Raw genomic sequence first — 14,571 nt, forward strand, 5'->3', positions numbered from 1 at the left:
TCGCATGAATAAAAAAATCACTTTAAGCCTCACCCTCGCCCTGACCTTCAGTCACGCAGCGGAGGCAGAAGATCACTTTTCCGCCTCTCTGCTCGACGATCTGGGCGAGCAAACCAGCATTGCCACCCGCACCAAGCTCAATATCGATTACGCCCCAGGAACGGTTTCCATTCTCCACAGCGACGACCTCATGACCCAGGGTGCGCGCACGGTGTGGGAGGCTTTGGCGCTGGTGCCCGGGTTTGAACAATCCATCGACGAAACCGGCACACGCCAGATTATCGTGCGTGGCGTGGGCAAGTCCTACTCCTCCGGCGCCATCAAGATCCTGGTCAACGGCATCGCCCTCAATTCGGAACTGATGAGCCTCGCCAACCCGGTGCTCAACATGCCGGTGGAGCAGGCCGAGCGCCTCGAAGTGATCCGCGGCCCGGGTTCGGCGATGTATGGCGAATCCGCCTACATGGGCGTGGTCAACATCATCACCCGCAAGCGGGGACAGCGCCTGTTCGCCGCGGCGGGCAAGGGTGAGGTGCTGGCGGGCGGAGGCGTGATGTCGTTCGACAATGCGGAGACCGGCCTCAATTTCAACCTCAACCTGGCCGGCTGGAAGGCGCAGGGCGGCGGCCAGACAGGGCAGGACCAGCTCTATGCGGACGGCTTCGGCGCCCTGTCCAATGCGCCGGGGCGGATCAACGACAAAATGGATTACCGCTCCGCGCTGTTCGGGCTGAATTATCAGAAATTCTCGCTTTCCGCCCTGTGGCTGGAAGATGGCGCGGGCGACCACTACGGCATCAACAACATCCTGCCGCCGGACGAGAAACGCATCGTTACCCGCCACCGTCACCGCGCGCTGGAACTCAAGCAGGCGGTGGAATTCGCCCCGGCGCTGCAGGGCGAGTTCAAACTCGGCTGGCAGGATTTCAGCCATGTCCGCGACCGTCTTTACCTTAGTCCTGGTGCTGCCTATGATCCGGCCATTGACGGCCCGGTCTGGCTAAGCCGCGATTACCGTGAAACCCGCCTCACCGCGGGAGCCGACCTGGCCTGGGAACAGGGGCAACATACGGCATTGCTGGGGTGGTCCATCAATAGCGTCGAAATCGGCTCGGCCAGCTGGAACTGGAATTACCCCTATTGGGACATCGGCCCCAGCTTTATCGATACCAGCATGAAACGCAGGGTCAACAGTTTCACCGCCCAGGACGAATTCCGCATCAACCAGCATTTCACCCTGACCGCCGGCCTGCGCCACGACCGTTATGACGACATCGGCAACAGCACCACCCCACGCCTGGCGGCAGTCTGGCAGATGGCGCCCGGACACATTCTCAAGGCACAATACGCTGAAGCCTTTCGCGCCCCCACCTTCTACGAGCTATACAACGGCGGCCAGCCTGCCGACATCCGCCCAGAAACCGTCGCCACCACCGAACTGGGCTATCTCTACAAGGGCAATGGCAGCAGCGGCGGAATCACCCTGTTCCATTCCGACCTCAAGAACCTGATCGTTTTCATCGACTCTCCTGCCTATACCGGCTACAGCAACAGCAATGGAGCGATGTCCCAGGGCGTGGAACTGGAAGGGGAGCATTGGCTGACCAGGGATCTGAAATTCTCCGGCAATCTGACCTGGCTCAACACCCGTGACGAGACTACCAGGCAGGCCATTCCCGGCGCCGGCCACTGGCTCGCCAACGCCGGCCTGGAGTACCGCGCCAGCCAGGATCTTTCCTTTGGCATCCGGCTACGCCAGGTGGGCGAGCGCAGCCGTGAAGAGGGTGACGCGCGCGCCACCCTGGGCGGCTACAATGTGACCGACATTTCCGCCCGCCTGTTCAATGTCGCAAACACCAAGGGGCTGACCCTGCGGGCCGGCGTTCGCAACGTGTTCGATCAGGAGGTGCGCTACCCTGCCGTGAGCATGCAGCAGGGAATTTACCCCGACGATTATCCGCGCGGAACGCGGCAATGGTGGACGCTGCTGAGTTACAGCTTTTAACCTAAAAAACTCATTTGGCCACAGAGAACACAGAGTTCACAGAGGAAAAACAAAGGCCGGCCGGAGAAAATACCTTCACCTGCCGGGTGAAATGCCACACAGCCAAAATCCGCTCCATATCTCTGTGTTCTCTGTGGCCTGAAATTAGGTTCAATCTATCCCCAGCCGCGCCAGACGGTATCTCAAGGCGCGGAAGGTGATCCCCAGCAGCTTCGCGGCGGCGGTCTTGTTGTAGCGGGTTTTCTCCAGCGCTTCCTGCAGCGCTTCCTTTTCCACCCGGTCGAGATAATCCGGCAGCGGCCATTTTCCGCCCGGCTCGTGACGGGCAGGATCATCATCCGCCACCACCTCGGTCAGATACAGATCATCCTTGTGAATATGGGTGTTGCCGCACAGGGCCAGCGCGCGTTCCAGAATATTCTCCAGCTCGCGCACGTTACCGGGAAAATCATAGCGTTGCAGCGCCTCGACCGCGTCCGGCGCCAATTCGGGCGCCGCGCCATGCGCCTGGCGCGAAAGCCGGGCCAGGATATTCCCGGCGATCAGCGGCACGTCATCGCTCATTTCGCGCAACGATGGCATTTTGAGCTCGATCACATTGAGGCGGTAGTAAAGATCCTGGCGGAAACTTCCGCTCGCCACGCAATCCGCCAGCTTCTTGTGCGTGGCGCTGATGATGCGCACATCCACCGGGTCTTCCTGAGTGGCGCCGACCTTGCGTACCTTTTTTTCCTGGATCGCGCGCAGCAGTTTGACCTGCATGGTTAACGGCAGATCGGCCACTTCATCGAGAAACAGGGTGCCGCCGCTGGCGGCCTGGAAAAAACCGTCACGATCCTGGTCAGCGCCGGTAAAGGCGCCCTTGCGGTAGCCGAAGAACTCGCTTTCCATCAGGTTTTCCGGGATCGCGCCGCAGTTGACCGGCACGAAAGTTTTTTCCCGCCGGGCGCTCTTTTCGTGGATCAGGCGCGCGGCAAGCTCCTTGCCGCTACCCGATTCGCCTGTGAGATAAACCGGCGCCTGGCTGCGGGCAAGTTTTTCGATCAGTTCCCTGACTTGCTGGATGGCACCGGACTGCCCCAGCAAAGCGTAGCCTTCCGGTGCCGACGGCTCGACCACAGAAGGCAGCTTGAGCGCGGATTTGACCACGGCGCGAAGCTGATCGAGCGCAACCGGCTTGGACAAATAATCGAACGCCCCGGCCTTGAGGGCTGCAACCGCATTCTCGGTACTGCCATGGGCGGTAATCACGGCCACCGGCAAATTTGGGCAGTTGGCCCCGATATAACGCACGATTTCCAGACCTTCGCCGTCCGGCAGACGCATGTCCGTCAGGCACAGGTCGAATTCCTGTTCCTGCACCTTCTGTAACGCGGCCTTGACTGTCGAGGCGCGCTCCACCTGCAGCCCCATTTTCAGCAGGGTCAGTTCCAGCAATTCGAGAATATCCGCTTCGTCATCCACGATCAGGGCAAGATAGTTTGTTGCATTCGCTATGGTACGTTTCAACAGGAACCTCCTTTGCAACAAATCCTGAACTGCCCGCCCGGCGCCACCTCAATATAGTCCAGGCTGGCTTCATTAGCCTCGCATATTTCACGGGCAATGTACAAACCCAGCCCGGTGCCGCTGCTGAAAGTGGTGAAAAACGGCTCGAACAACTGCCCGGCCAGCGCCTTGTCAACCCCCGGCCCATCGTCGATGACATCGATCTGCACCACGTTGTCCAGGTGCGCGGCGGAAACGTAAAGCCGTATGCTGGCATCAGCCTGCCGGCCATGACGCCAGGCATTGCGGCACAGATTCCAGAGTATTTGATGCAGGTGCGAGCGGTCGAAGCAGATGGTGGGATGCGTCTCCATTTCCAGCGAAATGGTGGTGGCCGGGATTTTTTCCGCCAGGCAGAATTGCTCGATGAAGCCGCCCAGAAAAACATCCAGGTTGAGGGTTTCGCGTTGCGCCCGGTCGCGCCGGTTGAGTTGCAGCACATCCTGCACCATGCGATCCAGGCGCAGGGTGTTGTCGCGAATAATCTGCAACAAACGGGCTTCGGTTTTATCGTGCTCTTCTTCCTGCAACAGCTGCGTGGCATGGCCGATGGCAGACAACGGATTGCGGATTTCGTGCGCGATATTGGCGGTCAGACGGCCCAGCGCGGCAAGTTTGATCTGCTGCGACTGGGCCTGTTGCTGGCTGACGTCCTCAAGAAAAATGACCGCCCCGGCCTCGGCACCGCTTTCAATCGGGCTGAAACGGGTACCGATCTGTTTTCCTGTTGCCGATATGCGCAACGGCGGAAAACCGAGCGTCCGGTCGCCACGCCAGCGCGTCAGGCGTTCCGCGATTGCCGGCGCATAATCATAAAGGCGCAACTCGTGCCTGAAGTGTGACGGCGTACCCAGCAGCCGTTCGCACTGGATATTGTGGCTGCGTACCCGGCCCCGGTCATCCACCACCATCACCCCGTCCTGCATGGACTGGATCACCAGCGCATTGACCTGGGACAAGTTCTCCAGGTCAATGCTTTTCTGCTCGACCAGGCGTTCGCTTTCCATCACCTGCCGGGCGAAAAAATACCCCATGCCCGCCGTGGCAAAGAAACCCATGCTCAAGAGCCCGGCCTGGAAATAATCATCTTTTACGTCGAGCACGTACAGCTGATAGCTCTGTTCCAGCAGCACGGCGATACTGGCCATGGCCGCGTAAAACATCGCCTGCCGCCCCTTGCTGATCAGGCTGCTGGCCGCCAGCGCCACCACCAGCAAGAGGCCAAGACCGCTCTTGATGCCGCCGCTGGCATGCATCAGGAGGACAATGAACACCACGTCGCCCAGCGCCTGCACACTCAGCTGGAGATTAAAACCTGGCCAGCGCGTGCTGATGGCCAGGGTCATGAGAGCACTGAACATCACATAAAGAATACTGACGATCAGAAACATCCCCGGATGCTGCTCACCGTAAACCGGCATCGTCCCGAGGAAAATGAATACCGTCACAAACAGGCCTGAGACGACGAGCCGGTAGAGATTGAAGTAGTGCAGCGACTTCCAGTAAGCATCCGGCGACGGAGAGCGGAGCTTGAAGTAGTCCCAAACCGGGTCAAGCCTGCGAAGTAAGGATGCGCTCATCTGATGAATGAAAAAACTTCAGTCTGGATGACGCAGGCGGCGATGTTCGTCGCAGCAGAAAAATTCATCACGGGACAGGATCGCCTCGCTGCGCGGCAAGTGAACGCCACACTGCACGCAGCGCACCATGTCCTCCTCAATCGACGCAGGTGGCGCGCCCTCTTCATCCTTCTCCACACTGCGGCCATATTTTTTCAGCAGGCTGTAAATCAGCCAAACGCCCACCGCCAGCAATAATATCTTGATCAAGTGCTTCCCCGATTGATGCGTTTAATGAGCTGGATTATCAGGCGGCTGATCCTGCTTGTCCACTTTGCGAAAGGAACGCCACAGCGCCAGGTCGTAAGCAATCTTGAGCACGCCGCAAGCCAGCAGCGGCGCCGCAAGCCAGCCGCTGGCGAACAGCGCGCCGCCCAGAGTGGGGCTGAGCGCCGAAGCAAGGCTGCGCGGCACGGCGGTAAAACTGGCTGCGGCGGCCCGCTCGGGCGGCGTCACCACCGCCATCACATAAGCCGAACGGGTCGGCACATCCATCTGCGACAGCGCCGCGCGCATCAGCAGCAAGCCGATGGCCAGCGGCAGGGAGGGCGCCAGCGCGGCCAGAATCAGGCAGATATTGGCGGGGATATGGGTGAACACCATGGTATTGAGCAGGCCGATACGCCGGGCCAGCAACGGCGCAAGCAGTTGCGAGGCAGCCGTCAGCAGTCCCGCCCAGAAAAAGAACGTCCCCGCCGCCGCCAGTGACAGGCCGAAGCGCTGAAACAGCCACAGGGCCAGCAGCGAATTGACCACCAGCCCGCCGGCAAAGGCATCGAGCGAGAACAGGGCCGCCAGGCGCAGCACGATGCCGCGCGAAACGCCCAATGGCGCCGGTGGCGCTGGAAGATCGTGTGGCGGCGGCTCGGGCAGGCGCTGATAGAGCAGCCAGACCGTCACCCCGATTACGGAGTACAGCACGAACATGCCACGCAAAGCAGGAAGGCGGTCTATCCCGTAAGCCGCCAGCCCGTCCGGCACAGCGGCGGCCAGAGCACCCAGCGCAGCACACAGGGTGCCGGTCAGGCTGTAACGGGCAAACAGTGCAGTGCGGGCATCGCCCTGTGCCGCCTCCGCCAGTCGCGCGTGCTCCAGCGGCAGAAAAACGCTGACATCGCCGGAACTGGGATTGAGGGTGCCGACGAAGGCAATCAGGAGCAGCGGCCAGAAAGAAGAAAAACCGGCAAAGCCCAGCCCGGTCACGGCCATCAGCACTGCCGCCCCTAGCAGCAGGCGGCGCGAATGAAAGCGGTGGCCCCAGGCGCCCAGCGCCAGGGTGGCAAGCGCCGAGCCCAGCAGGGTCGCGGTACTCAGCAGCCCCACGGTCCACACGTCCAGGCCCAGCACCAGCAGATAGGCAGGCAGAAGCACTGCCACATAGCCATCGGTAAAGGCGCGCAGGGCGCGTCCCGCCAACAGGGGAAGCGCTACGCGGTCCACCCCCGGTGGCAGGATCAGGCGCGCGATCACTTCAGGCCGATCAATCTCACCACTTTCTTCAGCGGCGTGTCAGCGCACCAGGCGTAGAGCGCGTCATAGATCACCATGCCGTGTTGGAGCATCTCGTGGTCGTCCTCGAAATTGAGCGACAGTCCTTTCGAAATCGCCAGCAGGCCGGCGGCTTCCTTCGCCAGTTCCGGGCTGCTGGTATCGGCTGCGCGCACGATGCGCGCCAGCTTGTCCAGAGCGGGGTCTTTCAGCGCATATTTGGCGATGAACGCATCAAAGCTGCATGCCGGGCCATGATGCCCCAGCTCCACACCAGGAACATCGTAGGGCGTAGCGCCGGTTTCAGCTGCGATTTTCATCACCTCGCCGCCCGGCACATAGAGAAACTCCGGCGCCGTGTCGATGAAGCGCGCTATCAGCCAGGGGCAGGCGATGCGGTCGATTTTCGGGCGCTCGCGGGTGATCCATTTCATTTGGCCGCCACCTCGCCGCCAGCTGCCTTCCAGCCCTCGATGCCGCCTTCGATGAAGCGCGCCTTCAGTCCCCTGGCCTGGAGCGCGTCCACCACCGAATTGGACACCGACCCGCCGCGCACGCAGTAGAGCACGATGTCCTGCTCTTTCGGCAGCGTATCCGCCCAGTTTGCCAGTTGCTCGGGGTCATGCCAGGCGGCGCCCGGCACTTGTTCGCTGGAGGCGTCCAGGTCGGCCTTGCGGCGCACGTCGATGAGATGCTTGCCGCTCAATTCGGTTTTCAGGATTTCGGCTTTGATGGTGCGTTCCATGTTTTTCTCCTCAGATCACAAAGGTGTAAATCAGCCCCAGCACCGCGCAGGCGCCGATGACTTTCATGATGTCCTGCTTGAATTTCCACAGCGCGATGAAGGCGGCAAGGGAAATCAGGGCGTAGAACCATTCGAAGCCGCCGGAGAAAGGCGCGGCCTCGGTGGCGTGCGGGAAGATCACATGCCAGCCGAAAAAGATCGCCAGATTCAGGATCACACCCACCACGGCGGCGGTGATGCCGGTCAGCGGCGCGGTGAACTTGAGGTCGCCGTGAGTGGCTTCGACCAGCGGCGCGCCAGCCAGGATGAAGACGAAGCTGGGCAAAAAGGTGAAGAAGGTGGCAACGGAAGCCCCGGCAAAACCGGCCAGGAACAGCGCCTCCGGGCCAAAAATGGCTTTCGTCCAGGCGCCCACGAAGCCGACGAAGGATACCACCATGATCAGCGGCCCCGGCGTGGTTTCGCCCAGCGCCAGGCCGTCGATCATCTGCGCGCCGCTGAGCCAGTGGTAATGTTCCACCCCGCCCTGATAGACATAGGGCAGCACCGCGTAGGCGCCGCCAAAAGTCACCAGCGCGGCCTTGGTGAAGAATTCGCCCATGTCGAGCAGCGTCCCTTCAGGCAGCACGGCCATCGCCGCGCCCCACATTGCCAGGCTGACGATCAGCAGCACGGCCAGCCGGGGTGCGCTGAATTTGACATGTGCCGGAGGCGGAGTGTCGTCGTCGAGCAGCGCCGGGCCATATTCCTTGTTGCTGGCACCGTGGCCGCCGCCGACCTTGAACAGCTCCGGCCGGATCTTGCCGCCGATGAAGCCCAGCACCCCCGCGCCCAGCACGATGTAGGGGAAGGGAATGTTCAGCGCGAAGATGGCAATGAAGGACAGCGCGGCCATTGCCCACAGCAGATTGTTTTTCAGCGCGCGCGAACCGATGCGCCAGGCCGCGAACACCACGATGGCCACCACTGCCGGCTTGATGCCGTTGAACACGCCCTGGACGAATTTCACATCGCCGAAGGCCAGGTAGACATAAGTCAGCCCCGCCAGAATGAACAGCGAGGGCAGCACGAACAGCACCCCGGCGACGATGCCGCCCCAGGTGCGGTGCAGCAGCCAGCCGATGTAGATGGCGAGCTGCTGTGCTTCCGGGCCGGGCAGCACCATGCAGTAGTTGAGCGCATGAAGGAAGCGGTGCTCGGAAATCCAGCGCTTATTTTCCACCAGTTCCTGGTGCATGATGGCGATCTGCCCGGCGGGGCCGCCGAAGCTGATGAAGCCCAGCTTGAGCCAGTACCTGAAGGCCTCCCAGAATGTCGGGTGCGCGGGCCGCACCAGACCGTTTGCTTCGCTCATATCGATTCTCCTGTGTTGAAATTCATGTAAATCCCGTCGAAAACCCCGCCCGCCGCAGCCAGCAGGGCATCATCATCCGGCTGGCTGGCGCGCAGCCCGCCCAGCACCAGTTCCAGCCCCGCCGCCTCGGCCACCGGCAGGCCCCCGGCATCGAGGTAATGCACCAGCCCCGCCAGCTTCATCAGGGCGGGATCGGATTCCAGCCCGAAACTCGCCAGCAGCACCTCGAACGTCACGCGCTGCCCGACATGGGTGAATGCGGCGCCGTCAAAATCGAAGCCCAGCGCCTCGGGCGGGCAATCCTCCGGCTTTTCCAGCCACAGGAAACGGGCATCGCGGTCGATGAAGCGGCGAATCAGCCAGGAGCTGGCCATGCGATCCACCCACAAATGCTTGCGCGTGGCCCACAGGCGTCCCTGGTAATCCGCCCGGTTGTGCCCGGTAATGCTGCCCGGGGCAAACTGCGGCTCGCCCGGCGTCAGGCTGGAGAGGAAGGCTGCTTCCGCCGCGGCCAGCAGGGCATCGGTTTCCACCTTGCCGCCACGGGGAAAATAATCCAGCGCCACCAGCGCCTCGAAATCGCGCCACAGCACCTTGAGCTGGCGCCGCCCGGCAGCCGCATCCAGGGTGCCGATCGCGGCAGTGAATGCGTTGATGCGCTCCATCAGTTGGCGATATTCCTCGCCACGGTCGAACAGGCTCTGGAAATCGGTCTTTTCCTCGGTGGAGGGGTTGGCGACATTGAGCAGATAGGCGCTGCCGCCGCCCTGCTTGATCTCTTCCGCATGCATGCGCAGTGCCTGGCGCAGGCCGCGCCCGGCAGGCAGCAGATAGACGCCATCGCGCAACACGGCGCAGCCCAGCGCCTTGGTGGCACGCCAGATGCGCATGCGCAGGGTGGCATTGGCAGCGGGCAGGCTGACCACCAGGGCCAGCCATTTGTCGGTGCTGTAAGCAGGTTTCATGATCATCCAGATTTGAATGGTTGTAATTATTGTTACATATTTACGTTACGAATTGAACAATTATTAAATCATTTCACTTTTATGTCACCCATAAGCACCTGTAAAATAAGCCTCCATTAGCAAATCAAAACAAATTCATTTTTTAATATTTTTTTAGACCATCTCTAAAGCAAAACAGGATTACCTCTTGGAAAACTGCCCTTCCTGCAAACTCTGGCTGTTCCGTGTCTTCCCCTTCCTGCGCTGGTGGCCACTGGTTGACCGCAACTCCACCAGGTCCGACCTGATCGCCGGCATTACCGGCGCGATGATCGTGCTGCCGCAGGGTGTGGCCTTCGCCACCATCGCCGGCATGCCGCCCGAGTACGGCCTTTACGCCGCCATGGTGCCGGCCATCATCGCCGCCCTGTTCGGTTCCAGCCTGCACCTGGTGTCCGGCCCGACCACCGCCATCTCCATCGCGGTGTTCGCCGCCATCAGCCCCTTCGCCGACCCCGGCTCGCCGCAATTCGTCAGCATGGTGCTCACGCTCACCTTCCTCACCGGCCTGTTCCAGCTCATCCTCGGCCTGGCGCGCATGGGGGTGCTGGTCAATTTCATTTCCCATACCGTGGTGATCGGCTTTACCGCCGGCGCCGCGCTGCTCATCGCCGCCAGCCAGGTGAAGAATTTCTTCGGCATCAGCATCGAGCGCGGCGCGCACTTTCATGTGGTGATCGAGCAGCTATTCCTGCAGGCCGGCAACATCAATCCCTATGTCGCGACCGTGGGTGCCGTTACCCTGGCGACCGGCATTGTCTCCAGAAAATTCATGCCGAAAATCCCCTACATGATCGTGGCCATGGTGGCCGGCAGTATCCTGGCTTACTTCATGAACCTTGAATTCGGCACGGCGATCACCAGGATCAAGACCGTGGGCGCCCTGCCGGCGCATCTGCCGCCGCTGTCGCTGCCGGACTTTTCCTATGCCACCATCCACAAGGTGCTGTTTCCGGCCCTGGTGGTCACCATGCTGGCGCTGACCGAGGCGGTTTCCATCTCGCGCTCCATCGCCACCAAGTCTGAGCAGCGCATCGACGGCAACCAGGAATTCATCGGCCAGGGGCTGTCCAACCTGATCGGCAGCTTCTTCTCCGGCTTCGCCTCGTGCGGCTCCTTCAACCGCAGCGGCGTGAATTACGCCTCCGGCGCGAAAACGCCGCTGGCCACGGTATTCGCCTCGATCTTCCTGCTGCTGATCCTGCTGCTGGTGGCGCCGCTTGCCTCCTACCTGCCCACCGCCGCCATGGCGGGCATCCTGTTCCTGGTCGCCTGGGGACTGATCGACTTTCATCACATCGCCTCCATCGGCAAAACCAGCAAGGCGGAAACCGTGGTGCTGTGGGTGACATTGATCGGCACCCTGGTGGACCTGGAAAAGGGGATTTTCTTCGGCATCCTGCTCTCGCTGGTGCTCTACCTCTATCGCGTGTCCCGCCCGGCCATCGACCCGGTGGTGCCGGCCAAAGAGGAAGGCTCCTACCATTTTGTCGATGCCCACGGCCAGCACGAATGCCCGCAGTTCCGCATCGTGCGCATCAACGGCTCGATTTTCTTCGGTGCGGTGGACCATGTGCAGAGCAGCCTGACGCAGATCGACGAAGCCAACCCGGTACAAAAAACCGTGCTGATTGTCGCCAGCGGCATCAATTTCATCGACGTGGCAGGCGCGGAAATGCTGGCCCAGGAAGCCAGGAGAAGAAGAAAGCTGGGCGGCGGCCTGTATTTCTACCGCTGCAAGGATTCCATCTACAAATTCCTGCGCAAGTCCGACAAGCTCGACGACATCGGCGAGGGCGGATTCTTTCCCGCCATGTCGAACTGGATTCACCCGATTTACGACACGCTCGACCCTGAAATCTGCCGCAGCTGCCAATACCGCATCTTCAGCGAATGCCAGAAACGCCTGCCGGGTGGAGAGCTGAGAGTTGCCGGTCACAGCGAAATAAACAACCACCAGCTAAAGCTGATGGGTTTGAATTTCGGACTGAAAGTCCGGATACGCGTCGATTGAACGACGCGTCTCATGTAGGTTGGGTTAGCGGCCTTATCGCGTAACCCAACAAACCCAAACTTCAAAACCTGTTCTTGATGGTCAGGTTTGTTGGGTTACGGCGCAAAAACCGCGCCTAACCCAACCTACATCGGACTTATGGCGAAGTTCTACTCCTTCCTGAATGGTTATAAAGCATCAATTCAGCTAAAACTGACCAGCTAAAGCCGGTGGTTTTAACCTTGTGATGAACAATAAAAAAGCCGGGGGATCGCTCCACCCGGCCGGGGTAATCACCTTAAAGCGCGTTATTTTTCGCCCTCGTAGACAATATCTGCGCGGCGGTTTTCCTTCCAGCAGGATTCGTCATTACAGGTGGCGCGGGGCTTTTCCTCGCCAAAGCTGACGGTTTCAATCTGGCTGTCCGGCACGCCCAGCACGTTCATCATTTTTCTCACGCCCTCTGCGCGGCGGTTACCCAGAGCGATGTTGTACTCGCGGCTGCCGCGTTCGTCGGTATTGCCCTGCAGCGTAATTTTGACGTCCTTGTGGCCGGTCACATACATGGCGTGCGCTTCGACCATCGGCTTGTACTCCGCCTTCACGTCCGGCTTGTCGAAATCGTAATAGACGCTGCGTTTGGAAAGAATATTGTTTGGATCTTTCAGCGGATTGACTGGCACCGCCTTCTGATCTGCCGGTTTGGCCACGCCCTGCTGCGCCGCCGGAGCTGCTTGCTTCGCTACTCCAGTATCCTTCACGTCCTGGGCAGCACAGCCACCCAGCACACCGACCAATAACAAACCCTGTACCACTTTCTTCATCGCCAACACTCCTTGCACTAAATTAATCAACCCAACACACCGATAAAAAATACCTTGCCCATTTCACGCCGCTTTGACCGCTAGTACCGGAATTTCGCTGCGACCGATCACGCGCTCGGCAACACTGCCCAGCAATACGCGATCCAGGCCGGTGCGCCCGTGGCTGCCCATGACGATCATGTCCGCGCCGGATTTCCGCGCCTGGGCCACGATCACCTCATCGGCGCGCTCACCTTCCACCACAGCGACGGATACCGCCAGGCCTTCCCGTTCCAGACCTTTCCTGACGCGCTCGACGGCGATTTGCGCTTCCTGCCTGCGCTGCTGGTTGTGGCTCGGCAACACGACAGAAACTACCGTGAGGGGCAAATTGTTGGCAGCGGCCAGTTTCCCGGCCGTCACTGCCGCCGCATCGGAGAAACGGGAGCCGTCCGTGGCAACCAGGATGCCGGTTTTGCAATTTCCCGCCCCGCGCGGCACCACCAGGACATTGCAGGATGCACGCCCGATCACCCTGGCGGTGGCATCACCCACCATGGCGCGCGCCAGGTTGCGCTTGCCGCGCCGCCCCATGACGATGATGTCGGCGCGATATTCCTCGGCCGCCTCGACGATCCCCATGTAGGGGTCTTCCGCCTTCATCACCACCAGTTCGGGGTCAAGCCCGGCGGCCAGTTCCATGGCGCTCTTGGCATGACGCCGGGCCATCTCGTCCGCCGCCGCTTCCAGGCCGGGAACCGAGGTGCTGTATTCGGGGTTGAAAACGGCGACGCTCACGATCAGCAGCTTGGCATGGTTGCGGCGGGCCATTTCGGTCGCTACCCTGATAGCGCCGCTGCTGAATTCCGAGCCGTCGGTTGCCACCATGATGCGTTCGAAGCGCCCGGTCGGATCGAGGTTGACACTGGATGAAATAGCCTCCAGTTTTTCCGTCCGCTCGGCGGCAAGCTCGGCCTTGCGGTGCTCCGCGATGCCGCGGGTGAGCGCGGTGAGCACGGAAATAGCCCCCAGGATCAGGGCGACAGCCAGCACGCTGTCCCCCAGAGTTTTCAATGTGGCGATGTTGCCCGGCGCCATGGCGCCGATCAGATGCAGATCGGAGAGATAGCCCGGAATGTAGAAAAACCGGGAGAACAGCACCGTCAGCATGATGGTCGCCATCACCTGCTTGATCTGATAGTCCTTGATGTAGGTGGAGCCGATCGCGCCGAGCTGGATGCCGAACAGCGAGCCGAGCAGGATCAGCATGGAGAGGCGCACGTCCACCACGCCTTCCAGGCCGTAGAAAATGGTGCCGCCCAGGCCCATGATGAAGGCGATCAGCAGTTCCGTGGCTGTCGCCATGATGGCCGGGACACCCAGCAGGTAAATCATGGCGGGCACGCCGATGAAGCCGCCCACGGCGATGGCCGAGGCGAGAAAGCCCGTGGCGAAGCCGGTGGGGATGATGAACAGCAACGAAATACTGGCCTTGGCGGAGGGGAAATACACCATGGTGCCGGGGATCCTGACCGAATGAACCCACTTCGCCAGCTTCGGTATTTCTTGCTCCGCCTCGTGGTCCATGTTCCTCAGCTTGCGATAATCCCGCAGCACGAAGCCGCCGACCACCGCCAGCACCACGATGAAAACCACCGAGACATAAAGATCGGTCCCCACGGCGCCGAAATCGCGCTTGATCCCGGTCATGACATGCTTGCCGTAGAGCACGCCAAATTCGGCAAAAACCCCGACTACCAATCCCAGCTTGATATCCACTTGGCCGTATTTGTGGCGCTTGACCGTGCCGACCAGGGCCTTGGGAAATTTGTGGCAGATGTTCGAGGCCACCGCCACGATGGCCGGCGCCCCCAGCGCCATCATGGCCGGCGTCAGCACGAAGGCGCCGCCCGAGCCGATGAACCCGGACACCATGCCGGCCACGAAGCCGATCAGCACCAGCAGAAAAACCGTGGCGGCATTGAGATCGATGAATTGGACCGTTTCCATGG

12 protein-coding genes are annotated in these 14,571 nt (G+C 60.9%); 2 read left to right on the plus strand and 10 right to left on the minus strand.

What is annotated here, in order from left to right; translation table 11 throughout:
• Positions 1–4 precede the first annotated feature (4 nt).
• On the plus strand, positions 5–2,005 hold the full coding sequence (locus WC392_06785) for a TonB-dependent receptor (GenBank protein ID MFA5242066.1): 2,001 nt from the start codon (positions 5–7) through the stop codon (positions 2,003–2,005).
• A gap of 150 nt (positions 2,006–2,155) precedes the next feature.
• On the opposite strand, the gene WC392_06790 is transcribed toward WC392_06785, so the two are convergent.
• From WC392_06790 to WC392_06825, 8 genes are read right to left on the minus strand one after another with little or no spacing between them, the layout of a single operon-like run.
• Positions 2,156–3,514 carry a sigma-54 dependent transcriptional regulator gene (locus WC392_06790; protein ID MFA5242067.1) on the minus strand — a complete coding sequence of 453 codons (1,359 nt, stop codon included), beginning with the start codon at positions 3,512–3,514 and terminating at the stop codon, positions 2,156–2,158.
• Positions 3,511–5,133, minus strand: a complete 1,623-nt coding sequence (locus tag WC392_06795; GenBank protein ID MFA5242068.1) for an ATP-binding protein — start codon at positions 5,131–5,133, stop codon at positions 3,511–3,513. The genes WC392_06790 and WC392_06795 overlap by 4 nt, the downstream gene beginning before the upstream one ends.
• 18 nt (positions 5,134–5,151) lie before the next feature.
• A complete protein-coding gene (locus WC392_06800) occupies positions 5,152–5,382 on the minus strand; it encodes a PP0621 family protein (GenBank protein MFA5242069.1) in 231 nt (76 codons plus the stop codon).
• 21 nt (positions 5,383–5,403) lie between these two features.
• Entirely contained in the window at positions 5,404–6,642 is a 1,239-nt protein-coding gene (locus WC392_06805; protein MFA5242070.1) for an MFS transporter, read from the minus strand.
• Positions 6,639–7,094: a chromate resistance protein ChrB domain-containing protein gene (locus tag WC392_06810; protein ID MFA5242071.1), complete on the minus strand. Its 456-nt coding sequence runs from the start codon at positions 7,092–7,094 to the stop codon at positions 6,639–6,641. Before WC392_06810 ends, WC392_06805 begins: the two co-directional genes overlap by 4 nt.
• The gene (locus tag WC392_06815) at positions 7,091–7,405 is read right to left on the minus strand and encodes a rhodanese-like domain-containing protein (protein MFA5242072.1); all 315 of its coding nucleotides are present in this window, start codon (positions 7,403–7,405) and stop codon (positions 7,091–7,093) included. Before WC392_06815 ends, WC392_06810 begins: the two co-directional genes overlap by 4 nt.
• A 10-nt stretch (positions 7,406–7,415) precedes the next feature.
• Positions 7,416–8,759 (minus strand): chromate efflux transporter, encoded by a 1,344-nt coding sequence (chrA, locus tag WC392_06820; protein ID MFA5242073.1) that lies wholly within the window; start codon positions 8,757–8,759, stop codon positions 7,416–7,418.
• Positions 8,756–9,724, minus strand: a complete 969-nt coding sequence (locus WC392_06825; GenBank protein MFA5242074.1) for a chromate resistance protein ChrB domain-containing protein — start codon at positions 9,722–9,724, stop codon at positions 8,756–8,758. Before WC392_06825 ends, chrA begins: the two co-directional genes overlap by 4 nt.
• Positions 9,725–9,911: 187 nt before the next feature.
• Between WC392_06825 and WC392_06830 the strand changes: the two genes are divergently transcribed.
• On the plus strand, positions 9,912–11,777 hold the full coding sequence (locus tag WC392_06830; GenBank protein ID MFA5242075.1) for a SulP family inorganic anion transporter: 1,866 nt from the start codon (positions 9,912–9,914) through the stop codon (positions 11,775–11,777).
• Positions 11,778–12,064: 287 nt separating this feature from the next.
• Here the strand turns inward: WC392_06830 and pal are convergent, their stop codons facing one another.
• A complete protein-coding gene (gene pal / locus WC392_06835) occupies positions 12,065–12,580 on the minus strand; it encodes a peptidoglycan-associated lipoprotein Pal (GenBank protein MFA5242076.1) in 516 nt (171 codons plus the stop codon).
• A 63-nt stretch (positions 12,581–12,643) separates the two neighbouring features.
• Positions 12,644–14,569, minus strand: a complete 1,926-nt coding sequence (locus tag WC392_06840; GenBank protein ID MFA5242077.1) for a TSUP family transporter — start codon at positions 14,567–14,569, stop codon at positions 12,644–12,646.
• Positions 14,570–14,571: the final 2 nt, after the last annotated feature.

This window comes from Sulfuricella sp. (assembly GCA_041651995.1).
Classification (GTDB): domain Bacteria; phylum Pseudomonadota; class Gammaproteobacteria; order Burkholderiales; family Sulfuricellaceae; genus Sulfurimicrobium.